We start from the raw sequence: 17449 nt of genomic DNA, 5'->3' as shown, positions 1-17449 counted from the left end.
GCCGGCCCTCGACCACCTGGTCCACGGGACGGGCCCGTCGGCCGTGACCGGTGCTACCTCATCTCCTCGGTGAACCGCCGCCGTCGCGCCACGACGTCGCGGGCGACGTCGACGAGCAGCCGCTGCTCGACGAACGCGTGGGCGCGCATCCGCGCCAGAGCCTCCACGGAGCCGACCCCGAGCTGAGCGAGCACCATCCCGGTGGCCTGATGGACCTCCGCCCGGTGGTCCGAGGCCTCGGTCAGCCAGCCGCCCCCGGCCGGGTCGGCCCCGCCGGAGGTTCCGGGATCGGTGCGCTGCCCGAGCATCATCAGCGCCGCCAGGTCGGCGGCGCCGAGCGCGTCACGGTACTGCGCGGCGTCGAGGCCGCCCGGGTCGATCCGGTAGAGGTCCAGGACGCCGAGGTTGACGGCGCCCCACTGCAGCGGCAGCGCGAACAGCGCGCTCACCATCGTCTGCTCGGCCACCGCGGCGGCGAACACCGGCCAGCGCGCGGTCTCGGTGCCGTGGTGCAGGTCCGGGACCAGCACCGGACGGCCGGTGGCCGCCGCCTCCATGCACGCGCCCTCGTTCAGCGTGAACTGCAGCTCCTCGATCAGCTCCGCCGTGGCGTCGGAGGCCCACAGCGTCGTCCGGGACCCGGTCGTGGTCAGCAGGGACAGGACCGCACCGTCGACGTCGAGGCCGGCCATGCACGCACGGCAGATGCGCTCCGCGAGCGCCGCGTCGGTCCCGCACCGGTCGATGGCCAGCAGCGCGCGCGTCGCCGCCCCCGGCGTCACCCACGCCGGCCGAGGGCGGACCGGTCGACGTCGCCGCGGATCTGCTCGTCGCGCTCGGCGGCGGTCAGCCCGCCCCACACCCCGTAGGGCTCCTGCACCGCCAGCGCGTGCTCGCGGCACAGGTCGAGGACGGGGCACCCCCGGCACACCCACTTGGCCTGCCGCTCTCGGGCGGCCCGTGCGGGACCGCGCTCGCGGTCGGGATGGAAGAACAGCTCGCTGTCCATGCCGCGGCAGGAGCCGCGCATCTGCCAGTCCCACACCTCGGTGACCGGTGCGGGGAGCCTGCGGACGTCGGCCATGTCGGCCTCTCCACTCGACGACGGGGGCCGTCGCCGGGGGTCCGGGGCAACAGCATCGACGGTACCCCCTGCCGCGCGGGACGGCCGACACCGCGCCTCGGGTGTCGGTCCTGCGCCGCGGGTTCAGTCCAGGCAGAACTCGTTGCCCTCGGGGTCGGTCATCACGATGAACCCGGCGCTCAGGGGCGGCGCGGGCTCGTCGCGCCGCACCCGGGCCGCCCCGAGCGCGACGAGCCGCGCGCACTCGGCCTCCAGGGCCGCCATCCGCTCGTCGCCCTGCAGCCCGGGCGCCGCGCGGACGTCGAGGTGCAGGCGGTTCTTCGCGACCTTGTCCTCCGGGACCTGCTGGAAGAACAGCCGCGGCCCGCGCCCGTCCGGGTCCTCGACGGCCGAGCTGGAGTTGCGCCGCTCCTCCGGTACGCCGACCCGTTCGAGGAACTCGTCCCACGCGGCCAGCGCGTCGGCCCCCTCGGGCAGCTCGACACCGGGTGGGGCGGGATGCACGTAGCCCAGCGCGTCCCGCCAGAAGGTCGACAGCGCGCGCGGGTCGCGGGCGTCGAAGGTGATCTGGATGTCCCTGCTCATCGGCCGACCGTAGCGAGCACCCCCGACAGGACCGGGCCGGTCACCCGCCGACGGTCCGCGCCACCTGCGGCACCAGCCGCACGCCCCCGAGCTCAGTGGGCACGGTGAACCCGAGGCCGTCGTCGATCCGGCGCGGGCGCAGCGGACGGCTTGCCGGAACGGCAACGGGCGTTGCGCGCCGGGCCGCGACGGTCGAGGGTGGACCGATGACCGACGCGGCCGCTCCCCCGCCCCTCGACGCCTACCGCGGGGACCCCGCCGTCCGGTCGGAGTGGGACCGCCGCTACGCCGACCGGGAGCAGCTGTGGAGCGGGCGGCCCAACGGGGCGCTCGTCGCCGAGCTCGCGGGGCTCGCGGTCGGCCGGGTCCTCGACGTCGGCTGCGGCGAGGGCGCCGACGCCGTCTGGCTCGCGCGCGCCGGCTGGGACGTCACGGCGCTGGAGGTCTCCGGGGTGGCGCTGGAGCGGGCGGCCGGGCACGCGCGCGACGCCGGGGTCACCGTCGAGTGGGTGCACGCCGGGCTCGCCGAGGCGGACCTGCCTCCGGCGTCGTTCGACCTGGTCTCGGCGCAGTACCCGGCCCTGCTCCGCACCCCCGACGGCGCGGCCGAGCGCGCGCTGCTCGCCGCCGTGGCCCCCGGCGGCGTCCTGCTGGTCGTGCACCACGCGGGGATCGAGACCCACGGGGCCGACACGGGCGAGTTCGACCCGGCCGACTACGTCTGGCCCTCGATGGTCGCCGCCCTGCTCGACGACGACTGGGAGATCGAGGTCGACGAGCAGCGCCCCCGCGTCGCCCCGGAGGGCGGCGCCGGGGCCCACCACGCCGAGGACGTCGTCCTGCGGGCCCGCAGGCTGCGCTGACGGAGCGGTCGGACCGGGGGCGGTGAGCAGCCTCAGCCGTCGGCCACGAGGAGCCGGAGCGCGGCGCGCGTGGCCGTGGCGTCCTCGCACGGCGCGATGTCGGCCAGTGCCGTGAAGGCGGTGCGGGCCAGGTGCTGGGCGATGGTGCGCACCGCGAGGTCGTGGTCGCCGGACCGGAACGCCTCGACCAGCGTCCCGTGGTCGGCGTCCCAGCGCGAGGACGCCATCGGCGTGCTGAACTGGGCCATCCGCAGGAAGCGCTCGGAGCGGTCGCCGAGTGCGCAGATGGCGCCGTCCAGCATCGGCGCACCCTCGGTCGTGAGGCGATGGAACTCGCGTCCCGGGCGGCCGGCGGGTCCGCTCCCGGTCAGCCGCGGGCGCCGCAGAAGACGGCCGAGCCGTCGGTCTGCTCCGCGAGGACGACGCCGTCGGCGACGATCCGGCAGGAGATCTCGCCCGAGGCGCCGGCGGCGGCGACCGAGTACTCGGCGGGCCCGTCGCCCGCCGGGAAGGTCTTCTCCCAGGGCAGCTCCGCGCCGGAGAGCTGGGCGACCGACGTCCCCCGGCTGTAGGTGAGCGCACCCACCGACCCGGATCCGGTCACCTCCAGCGTGACCTCGGCGGCGGCGGGCTGCGCTGCGGCGGCGGGGTCGGCGGTCGGCGAGACCCCCGACAGGCTGGCGGCGTCCGGCGTCCCGAACGCGACCGTGCCCCCGGTCTGCGCGGGCTCGGGCACGTCGTCCGCGCCACCGACGACGACCAGGGCGATCGGCACGGCGACGACGACGGCCGCGGCGGCGCCGATGACCCAGCGCCGCCTCCACCACGGGGCCGCGGGGACCGTGCCCCGCGCCGTCCGGCGGCGTCCGGGATCGCGGGCCGGGCGGTCCCCGGCGGTGTCGTCGGGACCGTCGGTACCGGGAGCCGCGCCGGGCGCGGACCCGGCGGCCGCGAGGGCCCGGGCCGTCCCGCGGTCCGGGGCGGACCCCTCGGGGTCGGCGTGGCCGCGGGCGCGTCGCGGGGCGTCCGGCAGGCGCCGACCGCCCGGCCGGGCCGGAGCCTCGGGCCGGTCGGGCCGGTCGGCCGTGTCCCGGCGGCCGTCCGGCCGGGCCGGGGGCCTCGCGCCGGTCGGGTCCGGCGACCCGGGCCCGCCGTCCGGCCGAGCCGTCGCCGGGTGCGGCCGGGGGCCGGTCGCCGCGTTCGGGCCGGTCACCGGGTTCGGGCCGGTCGACGGCGCGGCGCGCGGGGGGCACGGCCCTCGGGCGCGCGGCCGTCGGGCGCGCGGCCGTCGGGGGGCGGGCCGGGCGGGTGCGGGGCGGGCGGGTGCTGCGCCGTCGCCGGCACGACGCTCGCCGTGCGGACCGCGGCCGCCGACGGGCGGGGCCGCGTCGGCCGGACGGCGGCTCCCCGGGCGCGCCGCGGTCGCGTCCGCTCCGGCGGGCTCCGGCGCCCGCCGGGGCCCGCGCCGCGGTCCCTGGTCGGTCCCCCCGTCCGCCGGCCGCGCGGCACCGTGGCGGCCGGTGGCGCCCGGCGGCGGCACGGCGGCGGGCCGGCGGACCGGGACCCCGGAGGGCCGTGCCTCGGCAGGCCGGGCGTCGGACGGTCGGGCCGCGGGCGGTCGGGCCGCGGCACCCCGCTCCGGCGCCGGCTCGTCGCCGAGCACCCAGCGACCCGCCTTCCGGTCCCATGTCGGTCCTGGCACGACGCCCCCATCCGTTGTCCTGCCGTTCAACGACCGGGCCGGACCCCGGTGACGGGATGCCGCCCGATGGAGCACGGACCCGGCGCGGCATCCGGGGGCGGCTCGCGGGCGTGGACGCGACGTCGTCCTGTCGTCGCCGCGGATCGTGGTCGTGGCCGGGAGATCGGTCAGGGCTGGTAGATGCAGTGCGCCGAACCGCCCGCCGGTTCCTGCGCGACCACCTGCCCGTCGAGGACGATCCGGCAGCCGACGTTGTCGCCGCCGACGATCACGATCTCGAACAGGGTCGGGCTCCCGACGACCGGAACCTCCTTCGTGAAGGGCAGCGGCACGCTCTCGATGCGATCCGACGCGCCGTCGGCGTCGGGCGAGTAGTCGACGGTGATCGCCGTGCCGCTGCCGGTCGCCTCGTAGGTGACGGACGCGTCGGCCTCCGTCGCCGAGGGGGGCGACGGAGTCGCCGGCCCGGCGGACGCTGCGGTCGAGGTGGTCGGCGGCGCGGTCGGTGAGCCGGCCGTCGGAGGCAGTCGGTTCACACAGGCGGCAGCCGACGCCACGAGGACGGTGGCGAGGACGGCGGCAGCAAGGCGGACGGGGTGCATCGGACTCCTCGGCAGGTGGGACGGAGCGCCGCTCCCCGACCCGCGGCCCGCACATGATGCCAGCGACGATCCCCACGACCAAGGATGTTCCGCCGCGCGGGTGCACGACCCGCCCCGGGAGCTCGACCGGACGGGACGAGCGGCCCGGCCGGCGTGCCGCGCCTACTCGGCGGAGTCCTCTCCCGCCAGCTCGAGGAGGACGTCCCGAGCGTCGCTGCTCCCTGCATCCGCGAGACGGCCCAGTTCGACCACGTCCCCCCGCTCCCCCGCCAGCTCGACCAGTACGTCGACCGCGTCGCTGCTGCCGGAGTCGGCGAGTCGGCGCAGCTCGTCCAGGTCGGCACGTTCCGCTGCCAGCTCGACCAGCTGGTCCTCCGCATCACGATCACCACGAGCCGCAGCCTCACGCAGCCGATCGAGATCACCGGACACTGCAACACCCCTCCCGACCCCGCCGACCACCCTAGCCATTCCCCGCACGTCGTTCGCCCCGCCGAGCCGCCCGATGTCGTCGGGAGGTGTCGGCGGCCCCGACCGCTGCCCGGCCGCGTCGACGACGGCACGGCCGGAGTCCCCGTCCGGTGACGTCGCTGCCGGCCGGGACCGGGCCACCGCCGACGACGGCACGGCCATCGAGCAGCTCCTCGTCGACGTCACCGGCGTCGGGTTACCGGGCACGGTGCGTCGGCGCGCCTGCTCAGCGGTCCGTGGCGCAGGTGCGGGCCGCGATCGCCGACGAGCACCAGCTGATGACCTGGTCGGCCTGGCCGAAGGCCACCGGCTACAGCTGCGCCGTGGACGGTGACGGACGCTCGGTCGGCTCAGCGATCGTGTTCCGCGACTCCGCCGGGGTCGAGCAGGGCCGCCAACGCCTCACCCGCATCGAACCGGACCGGATCGAGTACCGGCTGCGGAACAAGGGCCCGCGCGGACGGGAGACGGCCCCCGAGATCGACTTCCGCCTCGAGGCCCTCGACGACACCCGCACCCGGGTCCACCTGGACTTCCGCGCCACCGACCCGCTCCCACCCGGCGCCCGCCAGTTCGCCGAGCTCCTGCTCGGACGCCGCGTCCGCCGTCTGCGCGTCGAGGACCTCGAACTGCTGGAGGCACACGTCGAGAACGAGCCCGCGCAGACGGGCTGACCGGTGGAGCGCGACCCGCACAGCGGCCCCGTCCCCGAACGGGCCTGGCACGCCGACGCCCTCGCCCGCGAACGAGGACGCGTGCAGATCTTCAGCGCGACCCGTCCCGACGGCCTCGACGGCTGGACCATGGACGAACAGCAGTACGCACTGATGCGCACCCACATCCTCCACATGATCGACGAGTACGCGGGCGAGGACGGCACGATCGCACTGCGCGACGTCGTCGACGCCGCCCGGCAGCGGTACGCCACCCACCCCCTGTTCCCGGGCGGCCGGACCCGCAACCACTGCACCTTCACCAAGGTCGACCTCGAAGCCCGCTGCGAGATCGACCGCATCCCCCGCAGCAGTCCGCAAGGCATTCCCAGACACCTCCACCACGACACCGACGACGCCCCCGGAGCCCCGCCGTGAGCGAGGCACCGGAAGGTACGGCCACGTCGACGAGCGCGACGACGGATGGACCAAGGTCCTCCCTGCATCCCTGACGGCGGCTCCCCCGCCGAGATGCCCGCGTCCGCAGGCCGGTCCCTCCCCGTTTCGGACGACGCCCAGGCCGCGGGAACGGGCGTATCACGGCGCTGGGGCTCGTCACCGGACCGCGCGGCGGAGTCCGCCGCACGGCCCGGTGACGGTCGGCTCGTCGTGCCGGCGCGGGGAGTGCGGCTCCGTCCGTCTCGCGGTCGACGTACCGGTCATCTCCCGTTGTTCCCCGCGTGTGCGGGCGGTCCGACCTCGCGGTCCCTTCCGCGGCCGCCGCCGACACCACCACCGTTCCCGCGTGGGGCCACCTCCTCGGCGGACCGGTCGTCCCCCTCGTCCGCTCCGGCCGCGGCACGGGGGCCATCGGCGTCGTCGACCGAGCGGCCGGTCGGGGCGTCGACGGAGACCGGATCGAGGGACGGCTCCGCAGGAGCGACGGTGCCGGGAGCGGCCGGGGCGACGGCGATCCCACTCGGCCCGGCTCCCGAGGCCGACGGGGCGGTGATCGGCGCGGCCGCATCCTGCCGGCCCACCCCGGTTCCGCTCGGCGCCGCGGGCCCGGTCGGCGGCACGGCCGCCTCAGCGGGCGCCGCCGACCCGGCGGCCGGCGGGGTCGGTACCGTGGTGACCCCGTTCGACCCGGCCGCGCCGAGGATCAGCAGCGGCCCGAGTACGCAGGTCGCCGCGGCGAGCAGGCCACGTCGCGAGCGGGAGTTCCCGGCCCGGAGAGCAGGCGCCCGCAGCCCGACCGTCGAGACCGCCGTGTCCGACAGCAGCGTCGCCACCTCGGCCGCTCCGGGGCGCTGCGCCGGATCGGTCCGGGTCATCGCCCCGATGGCCGACGCCAGCACCACCGGCAACCCGCCCGGGACCCGGGGCGACCGGCTCAGACGAGCCACAGCCGACTCCACCGCCGATCCCGGATACTCCCGTCGACCCGTCAACGCCTCGATCAACACCAGCCCCAACGCGTAGACATCAGTAGCCGGACCCACCTCCAGACCGGCCACCTGCTCGGGCGACATGTACGCCGCCGTCCCGACCACCGCACCCGCCGTCGTCGCCGTCGCCCCGTCCACCGCCCAAGCGACGCCGAAATCGGCCAACCAGGGCCGACCCACGCCATCGAGCAGGATGTTCGCCGGCTTGACGTCCCGATGCACGAACCCGCCCACGTGCACCACCGCGAGAGCCGCCGCCACCACCGCCCCCCACCCGCCGGACCCGCTCCGCCCCCCACGCCCCCTCGACCAGCGCCTGCGCGAGCGTCGGCCCCTCGACCAACTCGGTGACGACGAACGGGCACGCACCGGTGGGATCACCGTCGAGCAGGCGGACCAGACCCGGGTGCCGCAACCGCGTCAGGGCCTCGACCTCGCGGCGACGCCTGCGGTGCTCCACCGGCGAGCCCCCGACCGAGAACAGCTTGACCGCGACGAACCGCCCCGTGCGCACGTCCTCGGCACGACGGACCACCGCCGACGACCCGACCCCGAGGACCTCACCCAGCGCATAGCGCCCACCCAGGAGACCGTCCGCCCGGTCCGCACCCGGAGGGCTCGTCATCGTCACCCACACCGCATTCCCCGTTCGTGCCCACCTCACGCCACCCCCGGGTAACGACGGCGACACGAGATCCCCTCGCCGTCCGCGCCGGGTCGACCGGCCCGGTCACGCGCCGGGATCAGCCGACGTCGAGAGCTTCCAGCGGTCGAGCAGCGGGTCCACCGTCGCGTTCGCCCGCGGATCCCGCCGTTTCGTCGAGCTGGTCGACCAGACGCACCCGCGCCGCCTCGGCCTGGGCGACGGCCTGCGGACCCCGGCGGGATGACCGGGCACCTCGGGTCCCGCCGACCGCAAAGATCAACTCGATGGGCGAACGTGCTGGTCACAGTGGTGGGCGCGGCAGGGTTCGAACCTGCGACCGCTCGGGTGTAAAGCGAGCCGACGACGTACACCACCGCCCCGACCAGCACCTACAGCAACACGATCAGCCCCGGAGAACCCACGGATCCCACCGGACACCGTCGTTTCGTGTCACGAACCGTGTCACGCGTACTCCTCGCGGCCGGAGGCCGCCTCACACGGCTCCTCCCGCCGTAGCATGGCTCCATGCCGTTCGACCGGATCACCGTGGACCCCGACCTCATGGGCGGAGCCCCCACCATCCGCGGACTCCGCATCCCGGTCGCCACCGTCGTCTCCATGATCGCCGACGGGATGACCGTCGAGGAGATCTGCACCGACCTGCCCGACCTGTCCCCCGCCGACGTCGCCGAAGCCCTCCACTACGCCGCGGAGACAGTCCGCGAGCGCCGGCTGCCGCTCCGCACCCCGGCGTGAGACTGCTGCTCGACAACAATCTCTCGCCGCGGCTCGTCGGCCTCCTCACACCGGGCGGTTGGGACGTCGTCCATCTCCGGTCACTGGGCCTGCACGCCGCGAGTGACCCGGACGTCATGCGCGCCGCACTCGACGACAGCCGCGTACTCGTCAGCGCCGACACCGATTTCGGCACCCTGCTTGCCGCGTCACACGCGACCGGGCCGTCCGTGGTCCTGGTCCGGCGCGTGGCAGGGCGCAGAGTCGACCAGCTCGCGGCACTGCTCCTGGCCAACCTGCCCCAGGTCGACGACGAACTGCGCAGCGGATCCATCATCGTCATCGGAGACGACTCCCTGCGAGTTCGCCCGCTACCCATCGGTTGAGCATCTCGCGAAGGCCCAAACCGCAGGTCAACCAGTGGGCGCGGCAGGGTTCGAACCTGCGACCGCTCGGGTGTAAACCGAGAGCTCTTCCGCTGAGCTACGCGCCCGCCGTACCGGGACCCGGGGCCCCGGCGCGGGTCCTACACGGCCGCGAGGGCCTTGCGCCACGCGTCCTGGTCACGCGCCTCGCCGGGACCGTTGACCTCGGCGAACCGCACCACACCGGTCTTGTCGACGAGGAAGGTACCGCGCAGGGCGAAGCCCGCGGAATCGTTGAACACCCCGTAGGCCCGCGCCACCTCGCCGTGCGGCCAGAAGTCGGCGAGCAGGGGGAACTCGTAGCCCTCCGCGTCGGCCCACGCCTTGAGCGCGAACGAGTGGTCGACGGAGACCGCGAGGATCTGCACGTCGTCGTTCTGGAAGGACGCCAGGTCCTCCCGGACCGCGGTGAGCTCACCCGTGCAGACGCCGGAGAACGCGAACGGGTAGAACACGACCAGGACGTTCTTCGCGCCGCGGAACGACGAGAGCGTGAACTCCTGCTTGTTCTGGTCCTTCAGGGTGAAGTCGGGTGCTTCGGTTCCCACCTCGGGCGCCATGTGCGTGCCTCTCCAGGTCTGAGATCCGCCGTGGCGGACGCGACGACGGTGCGGCGGGGGGCGGCGGGCTCAGCGGCGGGACTTGGCCGCCTTCGGCGCGACCAGCCGGGCGCCGGCCCACGTGTCGCCCACGCTGACGTTGGACGTCTGCGACAGGCCCGCCGTGGGGGCGGCCTCGGCGATCTCGCTCGGCTCGACGTGCCCGGGGCGGCCGGTCCGGGGGGTGAGCACCCAGATCACGCCGCTCTCCGCGAGCGGCCCGCCGGCGTCGACGAGCGCGTCGACGAGGTCCCCGTCCCCTTCCCGCCACCACATCAGGACGAGGTCGACGACGTCGACGGCGTCCTCGTCGAGCAGGTCGTCACCGGCTCTCTCCTCGACGGCGTCGCGCACCGCCTCGTCGACGTCGGTGTCCCACCCGATCTCCTGGACGACCATGCCCGGCTCCACGCCGAGCTTTCCCGCGATGTCGGACTGGCGTCCGGCATCTTCCGCGGCGACCACGCCTGTGTACCCCTCTTCCTCTGGATCCGGATGCGATATCCGGACACCTGACTCGTCGACCCGCAACCACTCGTTACGAGATCCTACGTCGGAGGGCACGATAGGGGATGACCCCGAGATGCACCGAGTCCGAGACCCCACAGCCCGAGACCCATCCAGCAGAGCCACGCAGGGAGATCCCTTGACCGGCCAGACCACCGGTGGAGCACCGCGCGTCAACATCATTCGCGACGGCCTCGCCGCCCACCTGCCCGACATCGACCCGGAGGAGACCGCCGAGTGGCTGGACTCCTTCGACGCGGTGCTCGACGCGGCCGGGCAGCAGCGCGCGCGTTACCTGATGTTGCGGATGCTCCAGCGGGCCCGCGAGCGGCACGTCGGCGTGCCGTCGCTGACCAGCACCGACTACGTCAACACCATCCCCACCGACCGTGAGCCGTGGTTCCCCGGCGACGAGGAGGCGGAGCGCCAGTTCCGCCGCTGGATCCGCTGGAACGCCGCCATGACGGTGCACCGCGCGCAGCGCCCGGGGATCGGGGTCGGGGGGCACATCTCGTCCTACGCGTCCTCGGCGACGCTGTACGAGGTCGGCTTCAACCACTTCTTCCGCGGCAAGGACCACCCGGGCGGGGGCGACCAGGTCTACATCCAGGGCCACGCCTCCCCCGGCGTCTACGCGCGCGCGTACCTGGAGGGGCGGCTCACCGAGGACCGGCTCGACGGCTTCCGCCAGGAGCTCAGCCACGGCGGGCCCGGCCACGGCCTCCCGTCCTACCCGCACCCGCGCCTCATGCCGGACTTCTGGGAGTTCCCCACGGTCTCGATGGGCCTGGGCCCGATGAACGCGATCATGCAGGCCCGGTACAACCGCTACCTGGGCGACCGCGGGTTCACCGACACCACCGACCAGCACGTGTGGGCGTTCCTCGGCGACGGCGAGATGGACGAGCCCGAGTCGCGCGGCCAGCTGCAGATCGCGGCGACGGAGGGTCTCGACAACCTCACGTTCGTCGTCAACTGCAACCTGCAGCGCCTCGACGGCCCGGTCCGCGGCAACGGCAAGATCATCCAGGAGCTGGAGTCGTTCTTCCGCGGCGCCGGCTGGAACGTCATCAAGGTCGTGTGGGGCCGGGAGTGGGACGCCCTGCTGCACGCCGACCGCGACGGCGCGCTGATCAACCTGATGAACACCACGCCCGACGGCGACTTCCAGACCTACAAGGCCAACGACGGCGCGTACGTCCGCGACCACTTCTTCGGCCGCGACCCGCGGACGAAGGCGCTGGTCGAGCCGATGTCCGACGCCCAGGTGTGGAACCTCAAGCGCGGCGGGCACGACTACCGCAAGGTGCACGCGGCCTACGCGGCGGCACTGGAGCACCACGGCCAGCCCACCGTCATCCTGGCGAAGACGATCAAGGGCTACGGCCTGGGCTCGCACTTCGCCGGCCGCAACGCCACGCACCAGATGAAGAAGCTGAGCCTCGCCGACCTCAAGGAGTTCCGCGACTCCCAGCGGATCCCGATCACCGACAAGCAGCTCGAGGCCGACCCGTACCTGCCGCCGTACTACCACCCCGGCGAGGACGACGAGGCGCTGCAGTACATGCGGGAGCGTCGCCGCCACCTCGGCGGACCGCTGCCGAGCCGCCGCGTCACCGCGAAGCCGCTCGTCCTGCCCGGGGACAAGGTCTACGACTTCGTCCGGAAGGGGTCGGGCAAGCAGGAGGTCGCCACGACGATGGCGTTCGTCCGGCTGCTGCGCGAGCTGATCAAGGACAAGGACATCGGCGGCCGCTTCGTGCCGATCATCCCCGACGAGGCGCGCACGTTCGGGATGGACTCCATGTTCCCGACGCAGAAGATCTACAACCCGAACGGCCAGCAGTACACCTCGGTCGACGCGGAGCTCATGCTCGCCTACCGCGAGTCCGAGCAGGGCCAGCTGCTGCACGAGGGCATCAACGAGGCGGGCTCGGTGGGCTCGTTCACCGCGGTCGGCACGTCGTACGCCACGCACGGGCAGCCGATGATCCCGGTGTACGTCTTCTACTCGATGTTCGGCTTCCAGCGCACCGGCGACTCGATCTGGGCCGCCGCCGACCAGATGGCCCGCGGGTTCCTGGTCGGGGCCACCGCCGGGCGCACCACGCTCACCGGCGAGGGCCTGCAGCACAACGACGGGCACTCGCTGCTGCTCGCGGCGACGAACCCGGCCGTGCTGGCCTACGACCCCGCGTTCTCCTACGAGGTCGCGCACATCGTCAAGGACGGCCTGCGGCGCATGTACGGCGAGGGCGCCACCGACGACCCGGACACCCTGGGCGGCGAGAACGTCATCTACTACCTGACGGTCTACAACGAGCCGTACGTGCAGCCGGCCGAGCCCGCCGACCTCGACGTCGACGGTCTGCTGCGCGGCATCCACCGCATCGCGACGACGAACCGGGAGGACGGGCCGCAGGTCCGGCTGCTCGCGTCCGGGGTCGCGGTGCCGTGGGCGCTGCAGGCGCGCGACATGCTCGCCGAGCAGTGGGGCGTCGGGGCCGAGGTGTACTCGGTGACGTCGTGGGGCGAGCTGCGCCGCGACGGCGTCGAGACCGAGCAGCACAACCTGCTGCACGGCGACGGCGAGCGCCGCACCGCGTTCGTCAGCGAGGCCCTGCCCGGCGACGCGCCCGTGGTGGCGGTCTCGGACTGGATGCGGGCGGTCCCCGACCTCATCCGCCAGTGGGTCCCGGCCCGGTTCACGACGCTGGGCACCGACGGGTTCGGCCTGTCCGACACCCGCCCGGCCGTGCGGCGCCACTTCAACGTCGACGCGGAGTCGATCGTGGTCGCGGCGCTGCAGTCACTCGCCGCGGAGGGCTCCTTCGACGGGGCCACCGCGGCCGAGGCGGCGGCGAAGTACCGGATCGACGACCCCCAGGCCGCCGGGCCGCAGACCAGCGACAGCGGCGTGGCCTGACCTAGCACGCGGGGCGGGCGCAGCGCCGCCCGCCCCGCCCCTCGGGCCGAGATCCGCTCGAACGCACTGGTCATTGGGTCTCGGCAGGGAGCGATTCTCGCGATACGCTCCGCCCGACGCCGACCTCGCGTGATCGCGAACGGGGTCCCGACCGGGTGGCGGACTCACAGCCTCCTGGCGGCGCGACGCCGGGGGCGAGTGCCCCGGCTGAAGGTACGAGGAGAGCAAGAATGGCAGAGGGCACCGTCAAGTGGTTCAACAGCGAGAAGGGCTACGGCTTCCTCGCTCCTGACGGTGGTGGCGCGGACGTGTTCGTGCACTACTCGGCAATCCAGACCAACGGCTACAAGAGCCTCGACGAGGGCCAGCGCGTGTCGTTCGACATCGAGCAGGGCCAGAAGGGGCCGCAGGCCACCAAGGTCGAGCCGCTCGCCTGAGCAGACACCACATCCCGCACGGCGTCACGCCGGACGGTTCGCTCCGTCCGGCGTGACGACCCCGGCGTCAGCCGAGGGTCGCGTGCATCTCCCACACGAGCACCTCGGCCCCGTCGGGCCCGGCCGTCAGCCGCCGGCCGTCCGACGCGGTGATCCGGGCCGTGTCGCCCGTGTGCAGGACACCGACGCCCTCCAGCTCCACCGCTCCGCGCGCCACGAACAGGTGGGCCAGCGGTGACGTGGGGAGGGTGACGACCGATCCCGCCGGGGGTCGCGCCGCGTAGAGCGCCGCGTGCTTCTGGCTGATCGTGATCGCCCGGTCGGCCGCGTGCTCCGGCATGCCCGAGGCCACGACGACGAGGCCGCCCCCGTCCAGCTCCGGGGTGATGTCGAGCTGCTCGTAGCCGGGGGCCACCCCGGACTCGTCGGGCACCACCCACATCTGGACGAAGTGCACGTCCTGCGTGGCGCCGGCCGCGTCGTTCTTCTCCGAGTGCAGGATCCCCGTGCCCGCGCTCATCCGCTGCGCCAGCCCGGGGTGGATCAGCCCGTTGTGGCCCGTGGAGTCCTGGTGCACCAGCGACCCGTCGAGGACCCAGGTGACGATCTCCATGTCGCGGTGCGGGTGCGTGTCGAAGCCGCTCCCCGCGCGCACCACGTCGTCGTTGCTCACCATCAGCACGCCGAAGTGGGTGTTGTCCGGGTCGTAGTGCGGGCCGAAGGAGAAGCTGTGCTTCGAGTCCAGCCAGTCGATCCGGGTGGCGAACCGGTCGCCGGAGCGGCGGACGTCCACGGACGGGGTGAGCGACATGTCGACCTCCTGAGTAGTTGCCGTGTCAACGACCTGGACCCGTCGGGCATTCCCTGGTCCGGGGAGACCCCTTGCGCCGCACCGGGGAGTCGACCACGGTCGTCGACACCCGGTCCCCCGCCGGGACATTCCCAGGAGGATCCCCCATGCACGTGCCGTTCGAGATCCGGCACTTCCTCGACCGCGCCGTCACCGTCTACGGCGACCGGATCGGATTCGTCGACGAGCCGGTGCAGCCCGCCGCGCCGTGGACCGACCTGACCTATGCCCGCATCGGCGAGCTGGCCCGCGCGCAGGCCGCCGCCCTCGACGGGATGGGCGTCGGCTTCGGCGAGCGGGTCGCGATCGTGTCGCACAACAGCGCCCGCCTGCTCACCTCCTTCTTCGGGGTCGCCGGGCACGGCCGGGTGCTGGTGCCGGTCAACTTCCGGCTCTCCACCGAGGAGATCTCCTACATCGTCGAGGACTCCGGGGCGAGCGTCCTGCTGCTCGACCCCGAGGTGGCCGAGCGCCTCGGGGACGTCCCGTGCGCCCGCACGATCGTCCTGGGCGAGGACGGCGACCGCGAGATGCTCGCGTTCGGCGCCGACCCCGCACCGTGGGAGCCCGACGAGGAGGCGACGGCCACCCTCAACTACACCAGCGGCACGACCGCGCGGCCCAAGGGCGTCGAGCTGACCCACCGCAACATCTGGGTGAACGCGGTGACGTTCGCGATGCACGTGGGCGCCGGCGACCGCGACGTCTACCTGCACACCCTGCCGATGTTCCACGCCAACGGCTGGGGCATGCCGTTCGCGATGAGCGGCGTCGGCGCCCGGCACGTCGTGCTCCGCCAGGTCGACGGCGCGGAGATCCTGCGCCGGGTCGACGAGCACGGCGTCACGATCCTGTGCGCCGCACCGGCCGTGGTGAACGCGGTGCTGACCGCCGCCGCCGACTGGGACGGCGAGATCCCCGGCCGCGGGCGGGTGCGGATCGTCGTCGCGGGCGCCCCGCCGCCGACGGCCACCATCGCCCGCGTCGAGACCGAGCTCGGCTGGGAGTTCCTGCAGATCTACGGCCTGACCGAGACCTCGCCGCTGCTGACCGTCAACCGTCGACGGGCCGAGTGGGACGACCTCGACCCGCAGCAGCGGGCCGCGAAGCTGGGCCGGGCGGGCGCCCCGGCGCTGGGCGTCACGATCGGCCTCGCCCCGGACGGCGAGGTGCTCGCGCGGTCCAACGTGGTGCTCAAGCGCTACCACGGCAAGCCGGAGGAGACCGCCGAGACGCTGCGCGACGGGTGGTTCCACACCGGTGACGGCGGCCGGATCGACGACGACGGCTACCTCGCGATCAGCGACCGGCGCAAGGACGTGATCATCACCGGCGGGGAGAACGTCTCCTCCATCGAGGTCGAGGACACCCTCGCGCACCACCCCGCCGTCGCGGAGGTCGCGGTCATCGGCGTCCCCGACGAGAAGTGGGGCGAGACGATCAAGGCGCTGGTGGTGCTCGCGCCCGGTGCGGCGGCGACCGAGGCCGAGCTGATCGAGCACTGCAAGTCCCGGCTGGCCCGCTACAAGGCCCCGACCTCGGTGGAGTTCCGCGACGAGCTGGACCGCACCGCCACGGGCAAGGTGCAGAAGTTCAAGCTGCGCGCGGCCTACTGGGACGGCCGCGAGCGCCAGGTGAACTGAGCGGGGCGGGCCGGGAGGTAGCGTGCCCCGGTGAGCCCGGTGTCCGCCGCGACCGTGCGCCGCCTGGAGCGCGCCTCGGGCGAGCTGGCCGCCGACTGCCTGGCCGCGATGCACCAGCGGCTCGACTGGTTCGAGCGCCTGCCCGCCGAGCAGCGGGCGGGCGTCCTGCTCGTCACCCAGACCGGGGTCGGCAACTTCGCGGCCTGGCTGACCCGCCCCGGCGAGAGCATCCGGCTCACCGCGGAGGCGTTCCGGATCGCGCCCCGCGACCTGGCCCGGCGGCTGTCGCTGCGCCAGACCGTGGAGCTGGTGCGGGTGGCGACCGACGTGTTCGAGCAGCACCTGCCCCCGCTCGCCGCCGACGACGACGAGCGCCGCGTGCTCGTCGAGGGGGTACTGCGGTTCGGCCGGGAGATCGCGATCGCGGCGGCCACGGTCTACGCGAACGCGGCCGAGACCCGCGGCGCGTGGGACGCCCGGCTGGAGGCCCTCGTCGTCGACGCCGTCGTGCGCGGGGAGGCCGACGACGCGATGGTCTCCCGCGCCGCCGCGCTCGGCTTCGACCCGGCGGCCGCAGTGCTCGTCGTCGTCGGATCGACGCCGGTCGAGGCCCCCGAGGAGGCGCTCGGGGAGCTGCGCCGCCACGCCCACCGGTCCGGTCGCTCTGTGCTCGTCGGGGTGCAGGGGCAGCGGCTGATCGTGCTGCTCTCCGAGCCCTCCGGCCCGTCGCGCGGACCGGGCGTGCGGGGGCTGGGACGCCTCGTCGACGACTTCGGCCCGGGCCCGGTCGTCCTCGGCCCGCCGGTGCCCGACCTGCGGTCCGCGCACACCAGCGCCCGGGAGGCCCTCGCCGGCCTGCGCGCCGCCCCCGGGCGCCCCGACGCCCCGCGCCCGGTCGACGCCGACGACCTGCTGCCCGAGCGGGCGCTGTGCGGCGACGCCGCGGCCCACCGCGCCCTGGCCGCCCTCCTCGCTCCGCTGCACGCCGCGGGCGGCGCGCTGCTGGACACCCTGACGGCGTACCTGGACGGCGGCGGGGCGCTCGAGTCGTGCGCCCGCGCGCTGTTCGTCCATCCCAACACCGTCCGGTACCGGCTGCGCCGGGTGAGCGAACTCACCGGCCGCGTCCCGACGGAACCGCGCGACGCACAGGTGTTGCGGACGGCGCTCGTTGCGGCCAGGTTGGACGCCGATGAGCTGCGGAATCCCTACAACGAACGGCAGGTCGGCGATGGACTCCGGTGAGGTCGGCTGGCGCGGGTTTGTGGGTTCC

At 74.3% G+C, this 17449-nt stretch carries 20 protein-coding genes, 2 tRNA genes and 1 pseudogene; 10 read left to right on the top strand and 13 right to left on the bottom strand.

The window, feature by feature from the left end:
• Positions 1-53: 53 nt before the first annotated feature.
• The 3 genes from H6H00_RS32350 to H6H00_RS17235 all read right to left on the bottom strand — a co-directional run bounded on the left by H6H00_RS32350 (position 54) and on the right by H6H00_RS17235 (position 1669).
• The gene (locus H6H00_RS32350) at positions 54-782 is read right to left on the bottom strand and encodes a GAF and ANTAR domain-containing protein (protein WP_344735978.1); all 729 of its coding nucleotides are present in this window, start codon (positions 780-782) and stop codon (positions 54-56) included.
• Positions 779-1084 (bottom strand): WhiB family transcriptional regulator, encoded by a 306-nt coding sequence (locus tag H6H00_RS17240; RefSeq protein WP_185716781.1) that lies wholly within the window; start codon positions 1082-1084, stop codon positions 779-781. Before H6H00_RS17240 ends, H6H00_RS32350 begins: the two co-directional genes overlap by 4 nt.
• Positions 1085-1207: 123 nt before the next feature.
• Complete coding sequence (locus tag H6H00_RS17235; RefSeq protein WP_185716780.1) at positions 1208-1669, bottom strand: VOC family protein; 462 nt, start codon at positions 1667-1669, stop codon at positions 1208-1210.
• 206 nt (positions 1670-1875) lie between these two features.
• On the opposite strand from H6H00_RS17235, the gene H6H00_RS17230 reads away from it, so the two are divergent.
• The gene (locus H6H00_RS17230) at positions 1876-2532 is read left to right on the top strand and encodes a class I SAM-dependent methyltransferase (protein ID WP_185716779.1); all 657 of its coding nucleotides are present in this window, start codon (positions 1876-1878) and stop codon (positions 2530-2532) included.
• A gap of 32 nt (positions 2533-2564) precedes the next feature.
• Here the strand turns inward: H6H00_RS17230 and H6H00_RS17225 are convergent, their stop codons facing one another.
• The 3 genes from H6H00_RS17225 to H6H00_RS17215 form a co-directional block, all read right to left on the bottom strand.
• Entirely contained in the window at positions 2565-2903 is a 339-nt protein-coding gene (locus tag H6H00_RS17225) for an FCD domain-containing protein (RefSeq protein ID WP_255425842.1), read from the bottom strand.
• Entirely contained in the window at positions 2900-3745 is an 846-nt protein-coding gene (locus tag H6H00_RS32345; RefSeq protein ID WP_185716777.1) for an MmpS family transport accessory protein, read from the bottom strand. The genes H6H00_RS17225 and H6H00_RS32345 overlap by 4 nt, the downstream gene beginning before the upstream one ends.
• 656 nt (positions 3746-4401) lie before the next feature.
• On the bottom strand, positions 4402-4836 hold the full coding sequence (locus H6H00_RS17215; RefSeq protein WP_185716776.1) for an MmpS family transport accessory protein: 435 nt from the start codon (positions 4834-4836) through the stop codon (positions 4402-4404).
• A 153-nt stretch (positions 4837-4989) separates the two neighbouring features.
• Between H6H00_RS17215 and H6H00_RS17210 the strand changes: the two genes are divergently transcribed.
• The 3 genes from H6H00_RS17210 to H6H00_RS17200 all read left to right on the top strand — a co-directional run bounded on the left by H6H00_RS17210 (position 4990) and on the right by H6H00_RS17200 (position 6398).
• Positions 4990-5421, top strand: coding sequence for a hypothetical protein (locus H6H00_RS17210; RefSeq protein ID WP_185716775.1), 432 nt, complete (start codon positions 4990-4992; stop codon positions 5419-5421).
• Between the two features lie 122 nt (positions 5422-5543).
• The gene (locus H6H00_RS17205) at positions 5544-5981 is read left to right on the top strand and encodes an SRPBCC family protein (RefSeq protein WP_185716774.1); all 438 of its coding nucleotides are present in this window, start codon (positions 5544-5546) and stop codon (positions 5979-5981) included.
• Between the two features lie 81 nt (positions 5982-6062).
• Positions 6063-6398: a DUF6958 family protein gene (locus H6H00_RS17200; protein ID WP_185716773.1), complete on the top strand. Its 336-nt coding sequence runs from the start codon at positions 6063-6065 to the stop codon at positions 6396-6398.
• 281 nt (positions 6399-6679) lie between these two features.
• Here the strand turns inward: H6H00_RS17200 and H6H00_RS32860 are convergent, their stop codons facing one another.
• The 3 genes and pseudogenes from H6H00_RS32860 to H6H00_RS17185 all read right to left on the bottom strand — a co-directional run bounded on the left by H6H00_RS32860 (position 6680) and on the right by H6H00_RS17185 (position 8433).
• Complete coding sequence (locus tag H6H00_RS32860) at positions 6680-7630, bottom strand: serine/threonine-protein kinase (protein WP_369408070.1); 951 nt, start codon at positions 7628-7630, stop codon at positions 6680-6682.
• Positions 7631-7724: 94 nt separating this feature from the next.
• Positions 7725-8033, bottom strand: a pseudogene (locus H6H00_RS32855) (protein kinase domain-containing protein); the annotation flags it as partial.
• Between the two features lie 328 nt (positions 8034-8361).
• A tRNA-Ser gene (locus H6H00_RS17185) sits at positions 8362-8433 on the bottom strand.
• A 146-nt stretch (positions 8434-8579) separates the two neighbouring features.
• On the opposite strand from H6H00_RS17185, the gene H6H00_RS17180 reads away from it, so the two are divergent.
• Together H6H00_RS17180 and H6H00_RS17175 are read left to right on the top strand one after the other, a co-directional pair.
• A complete protein-coding gene (locus H6H00_RS17180) occupies positions 8580-8810 on the top strand; it encodes a DUF433 domain-containing protein (RefSeq protein WP_185716771.1) in 231 nt (76 codons plus the stop codon).
• Entirely contained in the window at positions 8807-9175 is a 369-nt protein-coding gene (locus H6H00_RS17175) for a DUF5615 family PIN-like protein (protein WP_185716770.1), read from the top strand. The genes H6H00_RS17180 and H6H00_RS17175 overlap by 4 nt, the downstream gene beginning before the upstream one ends.
• Positions 9176-9210: 35 nt before the next feature.
• On the opposite strand, the gene H6H00_RS17170 is transcribed toward H6H00_RS17175, so the two are convergent.
• The 3 genes from H6H00_RS17170 to H6H00_RS17160 form a co-directional block, all read right to left on the bottom strand.
• Positions 9211-9282, bottom strand: a tRNA-Val gene (locus H6H00_RS17170).
• A gap of 33 nt (positions 9283-9315) precedes the next feature.
• Positions 9316-9774: a peroxiredoxin gene (locus H6H00_RS17165; RefSeq protein WP_185716769.1), complete on the bottom strand. Its 459-nt coding sequence runs from the start codon at positions 9772-9774 to the stop codon at positions 9316-9318.
• Between the two features lie 69 nt (positions 9775-9843).
• The gene (locus H6H00_RS17160) at positions 9844-10278 is read right to left on the bottom strand and encodes a DUF3052 domain-containing protein (RefSeq protein WP_185716768.1); all 435 of its coding nucleotides are present in this window, start codon (positions 10276-10278) and stop codon (positions 9844-9846) included.
• Positions 10279-10396: 118 nt separating this feature from the next.
• Between H6H00_RS17160 and aceE the strand changes: the two genes are divergently transcribed.
• A complete protein-coding gene (aceE, locus tag H6H00_RS17155; RefSeq protein ID WP_185716767.1) occupies positions 10397-13246 on the top strand; it encodes a pyruvate dehydrogenase (acetyl-transferring), homodimeric type in 2850 nt (949 codons plus the stop codon).
• A gap of 230 nt (positions 13247-13476) precedes the next feature.
• Positions 13477-13683: a cold-shock protein gene (locus H6H00_RS17150; protein ID WP_141278221.1), complete on the top strand. Its 207-nt coding sequence runs from the start codon at positions 13477-13479 to the stop codon at positions 13681-13683.
• Positions 13684-13750: 67 nt separating this feature from the next.
• Here H6H00_RS17150 and H6H00_RS17145 read toward each other — a convergent pair whose 3' ends face one another.
• Positions 13751-14494, bottom strand: a complete 744-nt coding sequence (locus H6H00_RS17145; RefSeq protein WP_185716766.1) for a pirin family protein — start codon at positions 14492-14494, stop codon at positions 13751-13753.
• Positions 14495-14640: 146 nt separating this feature from the next.
• Here H6H00_RS17145 and H6H00_RS17140 point away from each other — a divergent pair, with 146 nt between their 5' ends.
• Complete coding sequence (locus tag H6H00_RS17140) at positions 14641-16176, top strand: AMP-binding protein (protein ID WP_185716765.1); 1536 nt, start codon at positions 14641-14643, stop codon at positions 16174-16176.
• Between the two features lie 30 nt (positions 16177-16206).
• Entirely contained in the window at positions 16207-17421 is a 1215-nt protein-coding gene (locus H6H00_RS17135; RefSeq protein WP_255425228.1) for a PucR family transcriptional regulator, read from the top strand.
• Positions 17422-17449 lie beyond the last annotated feature (28 nt).

This window comes from Pseudonocardia petroleophila, from assembly GCF_014235185.1.
Lineage (GTDB): Bacteria > Actinomycetota > Actinomycetes > Mycobacteriales > Pseudonocardiaceae > Pseudonocardia > Pseudonocardia petroleophila.
This window is presented reverse-complemented; position numbering and strand designations above follow the sequence as displayed.